We start from the raw sequence: 18,433 nt of genomic DNA, 5'->3' as shown, positions 1-18,433 counted from the left end.
AACGAAGGCCCCACAGGGGGCCTGTTGCTTGAGCGCAAATAGGGCTCTGTCTTTGATGAATGGCCTTTCGGAACGCGCGCTTTCCTTGACCGTTTGGCTCTATGACGCCTGTAGGATGAACGGGCATAAATCTAGCTGAACACCCCTTCATTCTGCCGCCGGAATATGGTCTGGCTTGGGTCATGAGGACGCCAAGCCGACGGGGCAGGGTGGGGGTCTCGATAATCCCGAACGGGAGATTTTAAGACATGACGTTTTCTCGACGCGCTTTTGGTTTTGGCGCTGCTGCGATTGTGGCTATGGCCGCCATGCCGGCTGTGGCCCAGTCGAACCTGTCGGCAGAGGATCAGGCTGTTCTGCGCGAGGCTCAGACCTATCTGACCAATCTGACGGCGGCGCAGGGCACCTTCGTTGAGACGGGCCCGAACAACCAGCGCCGCGAAGGCCGTTTCTGGCTGTCGCGCCCCGGCAAGATGCGCTTTGAATACACCAATCCGGCGGGTCTGCTGGTGGTGGCCGATGGCAATAACGTCAACCGTTATGATCCGCGCTTGAACAGCTTCCGTCAGGTGCCGCTGGCCCAGACCCCGCTTTCCACCTTCCTCGCGCGCAATGTGCGTCTGGACCAAGGCGTGCGCATTGACCGCGTGACCCGCATGGCCTCTGGGGCCTATGCCATCACGGCCCGCGATGCGCGGCGTCCGAACGAAGGCTCGGTGATCCTGTCCTTTGCCGGCGGTCGTTTGCAGGAATGGACCATTTCTGATGCCCAGGGCTCGCGCACGCGGGTTCAGCTGACCACGCTGCAACCGGCCTCGGGTCTGTCCAACAGCCTGTTCCAGCTGCGCGATCCGACCCGTCGTCCGTCACGCAACTGATCCGCACCGGTTCAAGGTTTGACGCCCGAAGCCTCGTGCTTCGGGCGTTTCTTTTTGGACGGAACGCACCGGCCCCTGCTAAGGCAAGGCCATGACCCTTCGCATTGTGACCTGGAACATCAATTCGGTGCGTCTGCGCATCGATCAGGTGGCCCGTTTCGTGGCCGAGTACGCCCCCGACGTGCTGTGCCTGCAAGAAATCAAATGTACGGAGGACCAGTTCCCCCGTCAGGCCTTCATCGACATGGGTCTGCCCTATCTGAAGATCGGCGGCCAGAAAGGCTGGCACGGCGTAGCGATTGCCAGCCGACTGCCGATCACCGAGGCCCCGATCCTTGACGTCTGTCGCGAGAAACATGCTCGCAATGTTGCGGTGATGGTCAACGGCATCGAAATCCAGAACTTCTACATTCCGGCGGGCGGAGACATTCCGGACCGCATGATCAATCCGAAGTTCGATCACAAGATGGACTTCTACGAGCGACTGACCGCCGAGGCCGCGCGTCGTGACCGTCAGGCTCCGCTGCTGCTGGCGGGTGACTTCAATATCGCGCCGGGCGAGTTCGACGTCTGGAACCACCGCCACATGCTGAAGGTGGTCAGCCACACCCCTATTGAGATCGAGACCCTGTATCGCTTCCAGGACGCAGGCGCCTTTACCGATGTGGTGCGGGACCAGCATCCGGAGCCGATGAAGCTGGCCAGCTGGTGGAGCTATCGCGCCAAGGATTTCCGCGTCTCAAACCGCGGTCTGCGGCTGGACCATCTATGGACTTCGCCGGGCCTGACACCTGCCGTCGTCAAGGGCAGTGCCCGCATCCTGGACAATGTCCGCGAGTGGGAACGGCCCAGCGACCACGCGCCGGTAATGATGGAACTGGACGTCTGATAAAGCGACGCCCTGACAGTCAGGACTGTCAGGGCGTGAAACCCGCAAGAGGGGGTTTCGGGGAGAAGCTTTAAGACTGCGGTCGCGCGACGCGTGATGACAGGTTTTCGATCACTTCGCGTGCATTGAAGGCGTTGGGGTTGTCTGCAGGCTTGGGACCGCGGCCCATTTTGATTTCTGCGGTGGCTTCGTAGCGGTCGACACGCTGGACATCGACGTCGCCGCCCCAGGCGGGACCCCACGGGCTCCAGTAGCCACGGTGGTAATAACGCCAGCGCGGCCCCCAGAACGGCCCGTAGCGGTCATAATAGAAGGGGTCGGGATAGGCGACGAGACGGCTGTCACGATCGGTCACGCGATCGACCGTCTGGAACCAGTCATAGCCCTGCTCGACCGTCAGTTCGGCGGCGCGCAGTAGCAGCGACATTTCAACGCGATCACGCGAAGTGACCGAGTTACCGGCGAAGCTGACACGGAAGCGGTCCTGCTCAAGGCGCTGTTCGGCATAGCCGCCACGATTGCCGTTGACGCCAGCCGGTTGATAGGGCGTGGCGGTCGCACAGGCACCAAGCGCCAGTACGCCTACAAGAGCGAGAGCAATGGGAGTTTTACGAGGTGTCTTCATCGAAGTCTCTCCTTGGTCCCACAAAACACTATGCCGTCTGAACGGCGGGTGAACGCGGGTGTTCCAGCCAATCCGGCCGATCCTACAAACGTGAGGCGATAAGCCCCGCTGCCAATAGAAGTAGTACGCCGACGGCGATATCAAAGCCTCGTCTGAACGCAGGTTTTACCATCATGCGCGCAATCGCCGCACCGCCCAGTCCGTAACAGCACATGGCGATGATATCGAAGCCGATGGTCCCGGCACCGAACAAAACCAATTGCGCGCCGATAGGCCGGGCCAGATCCAGAAATGGCGGCAGGACTGCCGTAAAGAAAAGTATGGCCTTCGGATTAGCGATCTGGACCAGAAAACCATCGAAAACGGGGCTGCGTTTTTGATCCAGACGGGCGGCGGCCAGATTGCCATTTTCCGGTTTGAGCGCCTTCAAAAGCGATTTCAGGCCCAGCCAAGCGACATAGACTGCCCCACCGACCGCAATGATCTTGAAGACAGCGGGAAAGGCTTTGACCATCGCCCCAAGGCCGAGAGCCGCCGCGCCGAACCAGGTCAGTGTAGCCAGATTCATACCGGCCACTGCCAGCAAGGCTGCACCCTTGCCGCGCTGCATACCTGTGGCGATGGCAAAGACATTGGCCGGTCCCGGCGTGAACGCCATGACGGCCATAGCGCCCAGATAGGCCACATAGAGATGCGGATCGACCGGAAGAGATGTCATGCTCCGCCTGTGGGCTGTCGCATGGCAACGGTCAAGCCTGCAGAGCCTGTTTGAAGAATTGCGCTACATTAAGTGATTGCATCAACGTTACCTAAACCCCGACGTAAGGATGCAAGGCCGCTGGCGGACCGCTTGGAGCGGCCATAAGGTTGGATGGAGTCTGTCAGGAGTAAGGGGTATGGCGCGGGTGAGGTGGCGGACACTTTGCGTGGCTGTGGCCGTCGCAGGATTGTCAACGGGTCTGTCGTCCGCGGCCCCTTCGCGGACCTATTCCACAGAAGGTCGTTGCGGCGGCTATGCCGCGACGCGGGTCGGCATGGTGGAGGGTCTGTGCATGGGCCTGGTGTGGCAGGGTGCGGATCGTGACGGCCCGCAGATGCCGCGCGATCTGATGCCGTTGGAAGACGGCGACTGGCTTGTCAGTGATCTGGGGGCATGGACGGCCGGACGCGGAGCGCTGTGGCGCATGTCTGTCGCCCGTGATGGCACGGTCGGGTGGCGGCGTCTGCTGTCGGGGCTTTCGATGCCACACACCATCGCCAGGGGGCCTGACGGGCGCATCTATCTGTCAGAGATGAACCGTATCCTGACACTGGATGTCGATGCAGCGGATCCTCAGGCCAGTCTGCGCACGGTCATCGGTGGCCTGCCGGACAATAGGCTGCACGACAACCGGCATCCCCTCTCCAGTTTCGTTTTCGACGGCAATGGCGACCTGTTGGTGAATGTGGGGGCACCCAGTGATCGCTGCCTCGACGTACGGGGCAGGCCGCGCACAACCGCGCGGGGTGTCTGTGCCGAGGAAGCTGATACAGGACAGGTCCGCCGCCATGCCTATCTGGGGCGGGGGCGCTGGAGTGAGAACAGCACGGTCTTTGCGTCGGGCCTTCGCAACTCGATTGCCCTTGTGCGGCATGGCTCGGGAACGGTGCTCCAGGCGGAAAACTCGGTGGATCTGAACGATCCGAACAACCCCTTCGAAGAGGTGAATGTGTTGAGGCAGGGTGGCCATTACGGCTGGCCCTACTGCGTGAACATGCAAACGCCCCTGCCGGGTTGGACGCCCGCCCGGTCCCGCTGTGCGGAAAGGGACAAGCCGGTTGCGCTGATACCACCGCACGCGGCTCCGCTGGACCTGATGTACTATTCGGGTGCCATGTTTCCCGAACTGGAAGGCAGGCTGTTGGCGACGTGGCATGGTTATCGCCGCGCCGCGGGTCGGATCATCGCTATGGAGGTCGATCCTTCAGGCGTCCCGCTCACCGATATCAATGGCTATTACGCCATCTATCCTCGCAGAGCCCTGCGTTATCCCGCCAATACCCCCAGTGTACGCGGTAAAATCATCACGCCACGCTGGGACAATGTGCCAGGACAGCATCCTCGCGGGACCCCTGTCGCAATGGCGGTCGCGCGCGATGGTGCGATCTGGGTCACAGATGACAAAAGCCGGGCCATCCTGAGGATCGCCCGGCCTTAAAGCCCTGTAAAAAGAGGCGGACCGCCTTTTTATAGGCGGTTCTAGTCGGCTGCCTGTTCCGCAAGCGCCTGCGCAATGCTGGTGCGAAGCTGGTCCGGCACACTGCGGAGCATCGGCACGGCCTGATCGCGGACGGTCGTGATCTGCTGACGCTTCTCGGCATCCTGCTCTTTGGCGAGCTGGGCATTCAGGAAGGCTTCGAAATTGTCGGCGAAACCGATGATATCGGGGGTGTAGCGGGTGATGATGGCATCGGTATCGGCCTTTGCCTTGGCCGTATCGCCGCTAGCGCCCTCGATGGCCGCTGCCAGTTCCTTGTTCATTTCTTGCATGCGGGCGTCGAAGGCTTCGCTCTTGAGCTGCATTTCCTCTTCGCTGGCTGGCGATGCGGTTTGCGCGGCAACGGCAAGTGCCGGGGCAGCCATGACGGGGGCCGACAGGGCCAGTGCCGCCGAAGCAGCCATTATGAGGCGAAGGGTCATCTAAATGTTCCGTAGCAGCGGAGCACGCGTGCTCCGGAAGGTTTGACCCCGAAAGGTCCGGTTCGCGAAATCGGTGTTCAACCTATAGGTCTGCACAGCGCCCCGCACACCGAAAACGAATAAGGCCGGATGGCGTTGCACCATCCGGCCTTACTGATCGGCGATTATATCGGCCTTTGGGGCGATATCAGCCTTCGCGGTTGTCGCGCTTGGCCAGAACGCGCAGACGCAGGGCGTTCAGCTTGATGAAGCCTTCGGCGTCCTTGTGGTCATAGGCCACGGCACCTTCTTCGAAGGTGACCAGCTCTTGGTCATAGAGCGAGTTCGGGCTTTCGCGACCGATGACGGTGACATTGCCCTTGTAGAGTTTGACGCGGACGGTGCCCGAGACCTTCTCTTGCGACTTGTCGATGGCGGCCTGCAGCATTTCGCGTTCCGGCGAGAACCAGAAGCCGTTGTAAACGAGCGAAGCGTACTTCGGCATCAGCTCGTCCTTCAGGTGCATGGCACCACGGTCCAGCGTGATCGACTCGATACCGCGGTGGGCGGCCAACATGATGGTGCCACCCGGGGTCTCGTAGACACCGCGCGACTTCATGCCGACGAAGCGGTTTTCAACCAGGTCCAGACGGCCGATGCCGTTGTCGTGGCCCAACTGGTTCAGCTTGGTCAGGATTTCGGCCGGCGACATGGCAACGCCGTCGATGGCGACCGGATCACCCTTTTCATAGGTGATGGTGATGACGGTGGCCACGTCCGGAGCGGCTTCAGGCGAGATGGTGCGCTGGTGGACGAATTCCGGAGCTTCGACAGCCGGATCTTCCAGAACCTTACCTTCCGACGAGGAGTGCAGCAGGTTGGCGTCGACCGAGAACGGGCTCTCGCCGCGCTTGTCCTTCGAGATCGGGATCTGGTGCTTCTCGGCGAAGGCCAGCAGGGCTTCACGGGACTTGAAGTCCCACTCGCGCCACGGGGCGATCACGCGGATGTCGGGGGCCAGGCCATAGTAGCCCAGCTCGAAGCGGACCTGGTCGTTACCCTTGCCGGTCGCACCGTGGCAGACGGCGTCGGCACCGAGTTGCTTGGCGATTTCGATCTGGCGCTTGGCGATCAGCGGACGCGCGATCGAGGTGCCCAGCAGGTACTGGCCTTCATAGACGGTGTTGGCGCGGAACATCGGGAAGACGAAGTCGCGAACGAACTCTTCGCGCAGGTCATCGATGAAGATGTTCTCTTCCTTGATGCCCAGCTTCAGAGCCTTTTCCTTGGCCGGAGCCAGCTCTTCGCCCTGACCCAGGTCAGCGGTGAAGGTGATGACTTCGGCACCGTATTCGGTCTGAAGCCACTTCAGGATGATCGAGGTGTCCAGACCGCCCGAATAGGCGAGGACGACCTTTTTGGGAGCAGGGAGGCTCATCTTCGGCAAATCCTTGAAAACAGGGGAGCGCCATTCCAGGCGGTGTTGTCGCGCTTAAAAGACCTAACCCCATGCGATGCAAGCGGATGTTGGGTGTTTTCGGACAAAAAAGAAGGCACAGCGCCGTCAAAACGCTGTGCCTTCATTGTCTTGGGTCGGAATACGACCTTAGGCGACCAGCGCTTTCAGCTTGTCGACCAGATCGGTCTTCTCCCACGAGAAGCCGCCGTCAGCGTCAGGCTGGCGACCGAAGTGGCCGTATTTGGCGGTACGCTCGTAGATCGGCTTGTTCAGACCCAGGTGCTGGCGGATCGAGCGCGGGGTCGCGCCACCGATCAGGGCCGGCAGTTCCTTTTCAAGGATGGCCGGGTCGATCTTGCCGGTGCCGTGCAGGTCCACGTGGACCGATTGCGGCTGGGCCACGCCGATGGCGTAGGACAGCTGGATGGTGCAGCGGTCGGCGAGGCCGGCAGCGACAACGTTCTTGGCCAGATAGCGCGCGGCATAGGCCGCCGAACGGTCAACCTTGGTCGGGTCCTTGCCCGAGAAGGCACCGCCGCCGTGCGGAGCGGCACCGCCGTAGGTGTCGACGATGATCTTGCGGCCGGTCAGGCCGGTGTCGCCGTCCGGACCACCGATTTCGAAGATGCCGGTCGGGTTGATGTGCCAGACGGTCTCGTCGGTGATGAAGTCGGCAGGCAGAACGCTCTCAACGACAGGACGGACGACAGCTTCGACCTCGTCCTTCTTGCCCTTGGCGTGCTGGGTCGAGACGACGATCGAGGTCGCGCGAACCGGCTTGCCGTTTTCATAGTGCAGGGTGACCTGGGCCTTGGCGTCCGGTTCGAGGATCGAACCTCCGGCGTGACGCACGTCCGACAGCTTCTTGAGGATGTTATGGCTGTAGGCGAGGGTGGCCGGCATCAGTTCCGGCGTCTCGTTCGAGGCATAGCCGAACATGATACCCTGGTCGCCCGCGCCTTCGTCTTTCTCCTCGGTGGAGTCGACGCCGACAGCGATGTCAGCCGATTGGCCGTGCAGATTGTTCTGGAAGGTGAACTCCTTCCAGTGAAAACCGTCCTGCTCGTAGCCGATCTCGCGGACGACGCGGCGAACGGCGTCCTCGATCTCCTGCTCGATATTGCCGACCCAGCCGTCGTTTTCCCAGATACCCTTGCCGCGGATTTCACCGGCCAGCACCACCAACTGCGTGGTGGTCAGAGTTTCACAGGCAACGCGAGCTTCCGGATCTTTCGACAGGAAGAGGTCAACAATGGCGTCCGAGATCTGGTCCGCGACCTTGTCGGGGTGACCTTCAGAGACGCTTTCGGACGTGAACTGGAAAGAAGAACGGGCCACGGGTCGGCTCCTGAATGATGCGATGAACGCAGACATATAAAGATATGCTTATACGTGCAAGTCATTGCCTAGCCGTGGCTGTCTTTAGTGCGACCGTTAAGTCGATTTCGGTGTCACATAACGCCCGTCGGGATAGCGGATGAACCGACCTTCCTCGCCGTGGGTGTGGTCTGACGTCGGCCAAGGCCAACGGCCAAAGCCATCGGACTGGTAGCGGGTAATCGTCTCGATCATCTGCTCGTTGGTATTCAGAACGAACGGACCGCGTGCCACGACCGGAGCCTCGATAGGCCTGGATTGCAGCAGCAGGATGCGAACCTTCCGATCGCCGTCGTTGCGGATGGTCGTCACGCGCGATGCATCCAGATTGGCCAGATGTCCGGTCGGGATCGCATTGCCGTCAAACGTGGCCACACCCTCATAGATATAGGCGCGGCGCAGAGCCTCTATCGATGCGGTGGGCAAGGTGACTTCGCCACCCTTTTCGATGTCGATCAACCAGATGGTCAATTCGTTTTCGGGCTTGGCCGCCCACGATGCCGAAGGCGGTGCAAGCGGGCGAACATCACCGAAAGGACCGGCAACGACGGTGACTGTTGCGCCGTCCTTCTGGATGACGGGAATGTCTTCGGCCCAGAACATTTCAAAGTCCGGCTTAGCGGATTTGCCTTCCGGCGGAAGGTTCAGCCAGATCTGGAACATCTCCATTGGATTGGGCTTGTCCGTATTCAGCAGCGGGAACATTTCGCCATGTTCCACACCGCCGCCGGTGGTCAGCCACTGGACGTCGCCCTGGCCATAGCGGGCAGCGACACCGAGGGAGTCGGCGTGGTCCACATAGCCTTTGAGGACGATCGAGACGGTTTCAAAGCCGCGATGCGGGTGTGCAGGAAAGCCGGGTACACGCGCGCCGTGATACATGCGCCATCCTTGACCCTCCTTTGCGCGATCTTCGGGCTTGATACCCAGACGACCATCGCCCGCGGGATAGTTATCGATGTGATGAACCGCGAACAGAAACGGGTCCAGCCCCTGCCACGGGCTTTCCAACGGCTTGGTGCTGATGACGCTGTTTGTCATGTCTATCCTCCTGAGTTGGAAAATAGGTAATCACCACTGTTACCATTTCAAGTGTACGCAAAGCGACGCCGGAACCGTTCATACAATGACACAATAGGCCAAACGCTGACGGAGTATCCCGCAAGCGATAGACGTTGCAGTTTACGGAGATGATCCGGGTCCGCTCTCGGTCGCTATAGATGCGCGCTCTGCTGTGGCTCTTGGGAATAAGGGCGCAAGCAGAACCGGCTGCTCGTCCGTTACGTAAAAAATCTCTTATAATACAATATTCTTAAAATATTAATCAGATCATGAATCTCACCTCGATAGGTCTTTATTCTAGAATATAGGCGCTTGCGGAAACTTCAAATCACCGCCTAATATCAATCCGAAACACGGCAAATCTCTTTTAATCCGCACAATAATTTGTCCCAAACGTCATGACGGTAGGTCACACAATGAACCGCAGCGACAAACCGTGAGCTATGCTCCACTCCCGATGACGCGGTGCAGCCAGCACCAGGCTGGACGCACTGTAATGACGACCTGTTGAGACGGTTTGATGTGAGGAGCAGAGTATGACCACCGAAGAACTCGTCCGTGAGCTTCGGGATACGGTGCTTGGAGCGGAAGAGGGGAGCAAGGTGGTTGCGATCCACCTTTTCGGTATTCGCTACGCCGCAGCCTTGGATGGCCGTAACCTGACCGAACTTGCCGCGCGCGCAGGTTTGGGAAAATCGTGGGCGACTGAAATCAGGAAAGGCGTCCGACTGGCGGAGCATGTGTTGCCAAAACGCGGCTGACGTCGTGACATAATATTGGGGGGATTAATGTCAAATACGCTCTTCACTAAAGTAGATTATACCCTGTCGTCCCTTACCGACGACATCGCTCACGGCAAGCTGGGTCTGCCCGACATCCAGCGCCCGTTTGTCTGGAAGAATGTTAAGGTCCGGGACCTCTTCGATTCGATGTATCGAGGATACCCGGTCGGCTATCTGCTGTTTTGGGAAACGGGGGTGCAGCCGGGCACGAAGCAGATCGGCACCGATGACAAGCAGTTGGTTCCTTCACGGCTCATTGTAGACGGGCAGCAGCGTCTCACCTCGCTTTACGCTGTCATCAAGGGCATCCCCGTCGTGCGGGACAACTTCTCAACTGAGAAGATCGAAATCGCTTTTAATCCCCTCGATGAGAAGTTCGCCGTCCCTGACGCCGCGATCAAACGCGACAAGCGCTACATCCCGAACATTTCCGCGATATGGGATAGCGGAACCAACCTGATTGAGTTCTCAAGCGATTATGTCGAGGGGCTGAAGGCCCAGAACGAGGACATCACGTCCGATGACGTGAAACGGGCACAACGCGCGCTTGGGCGATTGCACGCCCTGCTTCACTACCCATTCACGGCTCTGGAACTGTCGCAGCAGGTGACTGCCGATCAGGTTTCTGACGTCTTCGTGAGGATCAATAGCCTCGGGGCCAAGCTTAACCAATCCGACTTCATCCTGACGTTGATGTCGGTGTTTTGGGACGAAGGGCGACGCCAGCTCGAGGATTTTAGCCGTCTGTCGCGGACACCGTCAGATGGCTCTGCCTCCCCATTCAATCACCTGTTCCAGCCGACCCCTGACCAACTCCTTCGCGTCGCGATTGCTGTAGGTTTTCGTCGCGCACGCCTGTCCGCCGTCTACGCCGTCCTGCGTGGCCGGGAGGCAGCAGATGAAGTGACTTCCAGCGCCAACCCGGTCAGCCAGTTCGATCACCTGAAGCGGGGGCAAGCGGCCGCCTTACGGGTTCAGTACTGGCACGACTTTTTGCGCTGTGTGACTCTGGCCGGCTACCGAACGTCAAAAATGATCAGCAGCGAAGCTTCTCTGATCTTCGCCTATGCCTTCTATTTGATTGGCCGCACTGATTTCGGGGTTGAGGAGTATGCCCTTCGGAAGGCCATCGCTCAGTGGCTGTTCGTGTCGAGTGTAAGTGGGCGCTTCACCAGTTCGCCGGAATCAAAGATGGAGTTCGATCTGGCGAGATTGCGGAATGTGAGCAACGACAAAGAATTTTTGGCTGTCATTGACGACATCTGTTCATCCACGATGACGAATGACTTCTGGAGCATTACCTTGCCGAGCGATCTCGCGACCTCGGCAGCGCGAAGCCCTTCGATGTTTGCTTTCTTCGCCGCGCTGAATGTGTTGGATGCCCGCGCGCTCTTCTCTCAGCACACCGTCCGGGAGCTAATGGATCCGGCTACCCGCGGAACCCGCAGTGCGCTTGAAAGGCACCATCTATTCCCTGTCGGCTACTTGAAGAAGCAAGGTATCGACGATCAGCGGGACTATAATCAAATCGCCAACTTCGCGATTGTGGAATGGGGTGACAACGGAGCAATTTCGGACGCCCCTCCGAGCGAATACGTTCCGGCTTTCGAGAAGCGTTTTGACCAGAAGACGCTTCACGAGATGTATCGTCACCACGCCCTGCCAGTAGGATGGCAGGACATGGCTTTCGAGGACTTTCTCAAAGCCCGGCGGACGTTGATGGCCGAGACCATCAAGGCCGCATATGAGCGACTGGCAGGAGCGCCACATGCTCCTCATGCAATGCCTCAACTTGCCGACCTGATCGCGGGAAGTGAGTCCGACGCCGTGGAGTTCAAGAGCACTCTGCGTACCAATCTCCACACTGGGGAACGGGATGCTCGGATGGAGATGGCGGTTCTCAAAACCATCGCGGGCTTTCTGAACACACAAGGCGGGACTTTGATCGTCGGTGTGTCGGACGACGGCTCTCCAGTTGGGCTGGAACCGGACGGTTTCGAAAATGAAGACAAAGCGGCCTTGCATCTCATCAATCTGCTTAAAGATCGTCTCGGCGGCCACAATGCTCTGCACGTTCACCCTCGCTTCGATGACCATGAAGGCCATCGCGTGCTGGTGATCGAGTGCGATCGATCAAAGTCTCCTGTTTTCGTTAAAGATGGTCAGGCCGAGCGTTTCTACGTCCGATATGGCCCATCTACACAAGAACTTCACGGCAGTACGGCACAAGGATACATCCAGCAGCGCTTTTGATGGAGTAAGTGAAGTGCAGTCCGTCTAATCTTCGAAGTTGAAAGATAGGTTTAGTTTGGCTGACTCGATCTTCTTTGTGCTACATCATTTGGAGTATACGAATAGAAGGACATAAGATCTGTCGCGGGGCTGTATGGAAATAGGATCATCAGAGATTTTTCTGACGTCCATACTGAAACTTCGTCAGTCAGTGGAACATCATCAGGAGCAGCCGCGACTGATCCTTGCCAAAGGCACGTTAGCTTAAGGCGAAGTTTATATGCTGTCTGAAAGGGTGGTGCCGCTTACGTGACTCGAACACGTGACCCCCGCATTACGAAATCTTGGGAAGCGGCACATAAAGTTTATATATTACAATAGATTGTTTTGTTTGGTGGGTAGGGTTTTTGTTCCACCCCATCGACGACCCACACTGGCCTACAGGGGCTATTGGGATGCTTCCTAAGTTGCGATCGATAGCTAGGAAGCGGCCCAAATTTTGACCCGCGCTATACCCGCAAGATAGTGCTGATACACTCTCAAATTCGGGAGGCTATAAATGCAGATCATTGATAACAATTTTTACCTGTGGGGTGACGATCTCAAACAGGTCTTGACCACAGGCTCGCGCGTGAAGATCGCCGCCTCTTGCTTCTCGATCTATGCATATGAGGCACTCAAGTCAGAGCTCTGTAGAGTTGAGAGCCTGCAGTTCATATTTACCGCCCCTACATTCACTCCGAACGGAGCAACCGATCGTCTTGCAAAGGAGCGGCGGGAATTTTTTATACCGAAAGCTCGGCGTGAAAGCGGCCTTTACGGAACCGATTTCGAAGTCCAGTTGCGTAACAAGCTGACACAGCGTGCTGTCGCACGCGAATGCGCCGAGTGGATCCGTAGAAAGGCAAAATTCCGGTCCAACGGGACAAAGGCACCGATGCAGCAGTTCATGCACGTCGGAGGTACCGAGGATGCAGTGGCTTACATGCCAATCAGTGGTTTCACGGCTGTTGATCTAGGTTACCAGAAGGGCGATGCAGTCTCAAACTTCGTGACGCGCTTCGACGATCCAACTCACGCACAAATGTACCTTCAACTTTTCGATCAGATCTGGTCGGATCCGGAGAAGTTGCAAGACGTTACTGCCGCCATCTGTGACCATATCGAATCTGTGTATCAGGAGAATGCGCCCGAACGCATCTACTTCATGATGCTCTACAATATCTTCCGAGACTTCCTAGAGGAGGTCGACGAAGATGTCCTGCCGAATGATCTGACCGGCTACCGGAATAGCGTGGTGTGGAACAAGCTGTTCAATTATCAGAAGGATGCAGCGACAGGTATCATCAACAAACTCGAAACCTACAACGGCTGCATTCTGGCCGACTCCGTGGGTCTTGGCAAAACGTTCACCGCGCTGGCCGTAATCAAGTATTATGAGTTACGGAATCGCTCTGTACTGGTGCTGTGCCCCAAGAAGCTCGCGGACAACTGGCGTAACTACAATACCAACCTGACCACCAACATCTTTGCTACGGACCGGTTCAACTACGACGTCCTGTGCCACACTGATCTGTCCCGAACCTCCGGAGAATCTTTTGGCATCCCGTTGAACCGTGTGAACTGGGGCAATTACGATCTGGTCGTCATCGACGAATCCCATAACTTCCGGAACAACGACGTCTTCAAGGATCGTGAGACGCGCTATCAAAAGCTGATGAACAAGGTCATCCGCGCTGGTGTAAAAACCAAAGTTCTAATGCTCTCGGCGACGCCGGTGAACAACCGCTTTACCGATCTGCGCAATCAGCTCGCGCTGGCCTACGAGGGGCAGTCCGAGGCGCTCAGTAAGAACTTGAAAACGGACACCAGTATTGAGGAAATCTTCCGCCGTGCGCAGAAGGCCTTCAACGAGTGGACGTCGCTGCCTGCGGAAGAGCGGACAGCGGCGTCAATCCTAAAGGCACTGGACTTCGACTTCTTCGAGCTGCTCGATTCCGTGACCATTGCCCGCTCCCGCAAGCACATTGAGACCTTCTACGATACGAAGGATATTGGTAAATTTCCGCAGCGTCGGAAGCCGCTATCGTTCCATTGCCCGATTACCCAGCGGCCCGACGTAATGGAGCTGAACGACATCTTCACGCAGCTGTCAGTGCTCAAGCTCGCGGTCTATGCGCCCATTAGCTACATCTTGCCTAGCCGGTTGCGGAAATACGAAGAAATCTACGACACGCAGGTCGAAGGTGGCCGCGGCAAACTGCGCCAGGCAGATCGGGAGCGTAGCCTTCAGGCGCTGATGACCACTAATCTTCTGAAACGCCTCGAAAGTTCGGTCGAGGCATTCCGGCTGACGCTACGATCCCTTGGTAGCAACATCTCTCGCACGCTGAGCGCTATCGAGAAGTTTGAGTGCACTGGGCAAGCGGACGGCGTTAGCAACCATCTCGCGGAGATGAGCGCCTTCGATCCTGAAGACGACGATCTGGCCGGTCTGGATGAGTTTACTGTGGGCAAGAAAGTTCAGATTAGCCTTGGCGACATGGATTTGCCGTCGTGGAAGCACGACCTTGCAGCCGACCTTGTTCTGATTAACGATCTGATTGCGTCGATGGACAAGGTGACACCTGCAGATGACTCGAAGTTGCAGCACCTGCTTTCGCTCCTCGGTCAGAAGGTGAAAGAGCCGCTGAATGCAGGTAACCGCAAGGTCCTGATCTTCACGGCCTTCGCCGATACAGCCAATTATCTCTACGACAATCTTGCGCCCTTCGCGCAGCAGCTCGGCCTGCACGTCGGCAAGGTCACCGGATCAGATTCACCGAAGACCACCCTGAAGAAGTCCTACGACTTTCAGGGTGTGCTGACGCTGTTCTCCCCCCGTTCAAAGGATAAGGCCATTGTTCTGCCCAATGAGCCCGGGGAGCTGGACATCCTGATCGGCACCGACTGCATCTCGGAAGGCCAGAACCTTCAGGATTGCGACTTCCTGGTGAATTATGACATCCACTGGAACCCGGTACGCATCATCCAGCGCTTCGGCAGGGTCGATCGTATTGGCTCACCCAACAGCCAGATCCAGTTGGTCAACTATTGGCCGGACATCACGCTCGACGAGTACATCAACCTCAAGGAGCGCGTCGAAAATCGGATGGTGATTGCGGACGTCACGGCGACCGGCGATGACAATGTGCTGACCGCCAAGTCGAGCGACATTGCCTATCGCAAGGAACAGTTGAAGCGGATGCAGGAGGAGGTGATCGAGCTTGAGGACGTGAAGGCCGGCATTTCCATCACCGATCTCGGCCTGAACGACTTCCGGATGGACCTGCTCAACTACGTCAAAGAGCATGGTGAACTCGACAACGTGCCCTTCGGCATGCACGCTATCGTCCCGGCGCAGCCAGAGCTTGGATTGCAGCCCGGCGTTATTTTCGCGCTCAAGAATATCCATGACAGCGTGAATGTGAACCAGCAGAACCGACTGCATCCCTTTTACCTAGTCTACATTGATGACGACGGGGAAATCGTCGCCGACCATACCGAGGTCAAGCGCTTGCTCGATCTGATAAGGTCTAGCTGCAAGGGACGCATCGAGCCTATCCGCGACGTCTGCCGTATCTTCAACGAGCGTACCGAGGACGGGCGCAATATGGGCCGGTATTCCGACCTGCTCTCCAGCGCAATCCGTTCCATGATCGAAGTGAAGGAAGAAAAGGATGTCGATAGTCTATTCAGCGGCGGACGAACAACGGCGCTGAACCACACAATCAAGGGGCTGGACGATTTCGAGCTGGTTGCTTTCCTTGTCATCGAAGGGGGAGGCGAGTGACACTCTATGACTGGCCGCGAGCGAGCGCTTTCGGGCGCGTAATTCCTAAAAGCAAGATCTATGAGCATGCAGAGGCCAATACGAGCCTGAAGGACCTCTTTGTGCGCGAGGTCAATCAGATTATCTGGGCGCACAAACTGTCACCCGAAACGGTCAACCTAACGGCCACCAAACAAGTCACCGAGATACAAGTTATTCGCCTGACGACGCGTACCGCGGTGCTGGACACGACTGTGTTGCGTGCGATCGACAAGGCCATCCCCTTTCCCTTGATCTTCGAGATTGTGCAGGCGGGTCGGGTGCAGCTTATTGCGGCCTATAAACGTCCGAGCGAGGCCGACGGTAGCCGCTGGGTGATCGGAGACTATTTCCACGGGGAATGGTTGCCTGAAGATGCACCGCGCATCCCGCTCCCTCTGGCGTTAAACATGGGTGCTCTTTATGAGGGGCTGCTTGAGCCGCTGGTCGCGGGACAGACGGCCCGCTTAATCCCCGGCATGGGCGAGGCCGCGCAAACGCCCTTCACACACCAAGAGGCGGCCCGCCTCACTTCGCTGGAGGAGCGCATCGCTCTGGCAGAGGCGATCAAGGCGCAGACGCGTGAAGTCGAGCGGATCAAAGCGCGGGCAGGGCGCGAAAGACAATTCAATAAACGCGTGGCAATCAATGCTGAGCTGCGCGCGGCAAGACAAGAACTTGAGCGACTGACCGGGGTGAATGCCCGAACCGCAATGACGAATGAGTGAGAAGACGACCATGGACAAGCTGAAGATGCACAGCCCCGACCTGAGCCAGGACAATATCGCGAAGATCCGCGCGCTTTTTCCTGGCTGCGTCACCGAGGCTCGGGACGAGGCGACAGGCGCAGTGCGTCTGGCGGTAGACTTCGATCAGCTGCGTCAGGATTTGAGCGACCACATCGTAGAGGGACCGCAGGAGCGATATCGGCTGGACTGGCCAGGAAAACGGGAGGCCTTGGCGCTGGCAAACGCGCCGATTGCAAAGACATTGCGCCCCTGTCGCGAGGAAAGTGTGGATTTTGACACCACGAAAAACCTGTTTATCGAAGGAGATAACCTAGAAGCATTGAAGCTTTTGCAAGAAAACTATCTTGGAAAAGTCAATATGATCTACATTGATCCGCCGTATAATACGGGAAAAGACTTTGTCTACGAGGATGATTTCGCCGAAAGCTCGGCAGATTTTCTAGAGAGGACGAACCAGAAAGACGAAAATGGCAATAGGCTTGTAGCAAATACTGCTGCTAATGGCCGTTTTCATTCTGACTGGTTAAGTATGATGTACGCTCGCTTGCATCTTGCGAGGAATCTTCTTCGCAATGATGGAGCTATTTTCATAAGCATTGATGACGGTGAACAAGCTAATTTGAAGCGGTTGTGCGACGAAATATTCGGAAGTGAGAACTTCGTTAATACCGTTGTTTGGGAAAAACGCTATAGTCCACAAAATGCAGTAAAATGGTTCTCTGAATCCCACGATTTTATACTCGTTTACGCAAGGGAGAAGATGAACTGGTATCCAAATTTGCTCGAGCGCACAGACGAGATGAATGCTCGATATAGGAATCTTGATAACGACCCGCGCGGTGTTTGGAAACCTGCAGATGCGACCGCTCAGGCAGGCCACGGCACCAAGAGTCAGTTTTACGAACTAACGGCACCCAACGGCAAGAAACATACTTTGCCGAATGGCCGCTGCTGGCTCTACACCGAAGAAGTCTTCAAAAAAATGGTGGCGGACAACCGTATTTGGTTCGGCGCGGATGGAAACAACGTCCCCGCAGTAAAGCGCTTTCTGTCTGAAGTTAAACAAGGAACTGCTTGCCAAACTATTTGGAAGTACAACGAGGTTGGTCACAACCAAGAGGGCAAGAAAGAGATCAACAAGCTTTTCCCTGAAGCTTCGGTTTTCGATACGCCGAAGCCCGTGCGACTTTTGAAACGCGCTCTGCATCTTGCAGCAGATAAAGACGCAATAGTCTTGGATTTCTTTGCTGGGTCAGCAACCACGACGCACGCCGCGTTTCAGATGAACGCAGAGGATGGCGGCAATAGAAGCGTTATCTCTGTTCAAATCCCCGAGCCCACAGACGAGGATTCCGCCGCACTACAAGCAGGATACCAAAACATCGCTGAAATTTCCAAAGAACGCATTCGTCGCGCGGGCAAGCAAATCCTCGAAGGCGAGTGCCATCCCGACTGGAACCGTGATGTCGGCTTCCGGGTGCTAAAGGTCGACACCTCGAATATGAAGGACGTTTACTACCGTCCCGATGAATTGCAGCAGGCCGACCTGCCCGGCGTGGTCGACAACGTTAAGGATGGCCGCACGGCGGAGGACTTGCTGTTCCAGGTGATGGTCGATTGGGGCGTGGATCTGACGCTGCCGATCCGTCGTGATACGGTGCAGGGTAAGACCGTTTTCTTCGTCGACGACAATGCCCTTGTCGCCTGTTTCGATCGTGGTATCAACGAGGATCTGGTGAAGGAGCTGGCAGGCCATGAGCCCCTGCGCGTCGTTTTCCGAGACAATGGCTTCGTCTCAGACGCGGTGAAGATCAACGTGATCCAGATCTTCCGCCAGCTTTCGCCCAGCACCGAAGTGAAAGCGATCTGAG

Annotated in this window: 14 protein-coding genes; 8 read left to right on the top strand and 6 right to left on the bottom strand. The window is 57.3% G+C overall.

Translation table 11 applies throughout. The features are described from left to right. Window positions 1-248 precede the first annotated feature (248 nt). Both B3H86_RS08060 and xth read left to right on the top strand, forming a co-directional pair. Entirely contained in the window at window positions 249-878 is a 630-nt protein-coding gene (locus tag B3H86_RS08060; protein WP_292052757.1) for a LolA family protein, read from the top strand. A 91-nt stretch (window positions 879-969) separates the two neighbouring features. Beyond that, a complete protein-coding gene (gene xth, locus B3H86_RS08055) occupies window positions 970-1,767 on the top strand; it encodes an exodeoxyribonuclease III (protein ID WP_292052755.1) in 798 nt (265 codons plus the stop codon). Between the two features lie 70 nt (window positions 1,768-1,837). On the opposite strand, the gene B3H86_RS08050 is transcribed toward xth, so the two are convergent. Beyond that, window positions 1,838-2,392 (bottom strand): CC0125/CC1285 family lipoprotein, encoded by a 555-nt coding sequence (locus tag B3H86_RS08050; RefSeq protein ID WP_292052753.1) that lies wholly within the window; start codon window positions 2,390-2,392, stop codon window positions 1,838-1,840. An 82-nt stretch (window positions 2,393-2,474) separates the two neighbouring features. Further along, a complete protein-coding gene (locus tag B3H86_RS08045; protein WP_292052750.1) occupies window positions 2,475-3,110 on the bottom strand; it encodes a LysE family translocator in 636 nt (211 codons plus the stop codon). A 208-nt stretch (window positions 3,111-3,318) separates the two neighbouring features. On the opposite strand from B3H86_RS08045, the gene B3H86_RS08040 reads away from it, so the two are divergent. Beyond that, window positions 3,319-4,590, top strand: a complete 1,272-nt coding sequence (locus tag B3H86_RS08040; protein WP_292052748.1) for a PQQ-dependent sugar dehydrogenase — start codon at window positions 3,319-3,321, stop codon at window positions 4,588-4,590. A 41-nt stretch (window positions 4,591-4,631) separates the two neighbouring features. On the opposite strand, the gene B3H86_RS08035 is transcribed toward B3H86_RS08040, so the two are convergent. The 4 genes from B3H86_RS08035 to B3H86_RS08020 form a co-directional block, all read right to left on the bottom strand. Next, entirely contained in the window at window positions 4,632-5,072 is a 441-nt protein-coding gene (locus B3H86_RS08035; RefSeq protein ID WP_292052746.1) for a translation initiation factor IF-2, read from the bottom strand. Window positions 5,073-5,259: 187 nt separating this feature from the next. Continuing rightward, complete coding sequence (locus B3H86_RS08030; RefSeq protein ID WP_292052743.1) at window positions 5,260-6,489, bottom strand: argininosuccinate synthase; 1,230 nt, start codon at window positions 6,487-6,489, stop codon at window positions 5,260-5,262. 168 nt (window positions 6,490-6,657) lie between these two features. Then, window positions 6,658-7,848: a methionine adenosyltransferase gene (gene metK, locus B3H86_RS08025; RefSeq protein WP_292052741.1), complete on the bottom strand. Its 1,191-nt coding sequence runs from the start codon at window positions 7,846-7,848 to the stop codon at window positions 6,658-6,660. A 96-nt stretch (window positions 7,849-7,944) separates the two neighbouring features. Next, a complete protein-coding gene (locus B3H86_RS08020; protein ID WP_292052739.1) occupies window positions 7,945-8,928 on the bottom strand; it encodes a pirin family protein in 984 nt (327 codons plus the stop codon). 557 nt (window positions 8,929-9,485) lie between these two features. Here B3H86_RS08020 and B3H86_RS08015 point away from each other — a divergent pair. The 5 genes from B3H86_RS08015 (at window position 9,486) to B3H86_RS07995 (ending at window position 18,432) form a co-directional block, all read left to right on the top strand. Continuing rightward, window positions 9,486-9,710 (top strand): HTH-like domain-containing protein, encoded by a 225-nt coding sequence (locus B3H86_RS08015; protein ID WP_292052738.1) that lies wholly within the window; start codon window positions 9,486-9,488, stop codon window positions 9,708-9,710. A 27-nt stretch (window positions 9,711-9,737) separates the two neighbouring features. Continuing rightward, on the top strand, window positions 9,738-11,984 hold the full coding sequence (locus B3H86_RS08010; RefSeq protein ID WP_292052735.1) for a GmrSD restriction endonuclease domain-containing protein: 2,247 nt from the start codon (window positions 9,738-9,740) through the stop codon (window positions 11,982-11,984). A 538-nt stretch (window positions 11,985-12,522) separates the two neighbouring features. After that, window positions 12,523-15,795, top strand: coding sequence for a helicase-related protein (locus tag B3H86_RS08005; protein WP_292052733.1), 3,273 nt, complete (start codon window positions 12,523-12,525; stop codon window positions 15,793-15,795). Then, the gene (locus B3H86_RS08000) at window positions 15,792-16,541 is read left to right on the top strand and encodes a DUF4391 domain-containing protein (protein ID WP_292052731.1); all 750 of its coding nucleotides are present in this window, start codon (window positions 15,792-15,794) and stop codon (window positions 16,539-16,541) included. The genes B3H86_RS08005 and B3H86_RS08000 overlap by 4 nt, the downstream gene beginning before the upstream one ends. Further along, window positions 16,534-18,432 (top strand): site-specific DNA-methyltransferase, encoded by a 1,899-nt coding sequence (locus B3H86_RS07995; RefSeq protein WP_292052729.1) that lies wholly within the window; start codon window positions 16,534-16,536, stop codon window positions 18,430-18,432. Before B3H86_RS08000 ends, B3H86_RS07995 begins: the two co-directional genes overlap by 8 nt. Window position 18,433: the final 1 nt, after the last annotated feature.

The sequence above is a fragment of the Brevundimonas sp. UBA5866 genome, from assembly GCF_002432125.1.
In the GTDB taxonomy this organism is placed as follows: domain Bacteria; phylum Pseudomonadota; class Alphaproteobacteria; order Caulobacterales; family Caulobacteraceae; genus Brevundimonas.
Note: the sequence above shows the minus strand (reverse complement) of the source record. Positions and strands in the feature narration are given on the sequence as shown.